Below are 455 nucleotides of genomic sequence, written 5' to 3'. Positions count from 1 at the left end.
CACGAGGGTGTTGACGAAGAAGCCGACGAGATCCTCTGCCGCCTCATCGGTACGGCCGGCGATGGGGGTACCGATGGGGATGTCGGTGCCTGCGCCGAGGCGGGTGAGGAGGGTGGCCAGGGCGGCCTGGAGAACCATGAACAGGCTGACGCCGTTCTGCTGCGCCAGCGCGGCGACCTCCTGGTGGAGTGCGGGCGGCATGGTGAGGGTCAGACTGTCGCCGGTGTAGCTGGCGATCGCGGGCCGCTGACGGTCGGTGGGGAGCTCGATCTGCTCCGGCAGATCGGCGAGCGCCCGTGCCCAATAGGCGAGTTGCTGGGATACGGGGCTGTCGGGGTCGCTGGTGGTTCCGAGCGCGTCGTACTGCCAGAGGGTGTAGTCGGCGTACTGGATCGGCAGGGGCTGCCAGGCTGGGGCTTGGCTCTGGACGCGTGCGGTGTAGGCGGTGGTGAGGT

General features: G+C 69.0%; 1 protein-coding gene. It reads right to left on the bottom strand.

The genetic code is table 11. From position 1 onward, the window contains the following. The coding region (locus tag EBH09_RS38410) for a condensation domain-containing protein (RefSeq protein WP_238697134.1) at positions 1–455 on the bottom strand (455 nt) is incomplete at both ends.

Origin of the sequence: Streptomyces sp. E2N166, from assembly GCF_003671715.1 — a bacterium.
Classification (GTDB): Bacteria; Actinomycetota; Actinomycetes; order Streptomycetales; family Streptomycetaceae; genus Streptomyces; species Streptomyces thinghirensis.
Note: the sequence above shows the minus strand (reverse complement) of the source record. Positions and strands in the feature narration are given on the sequence as shown.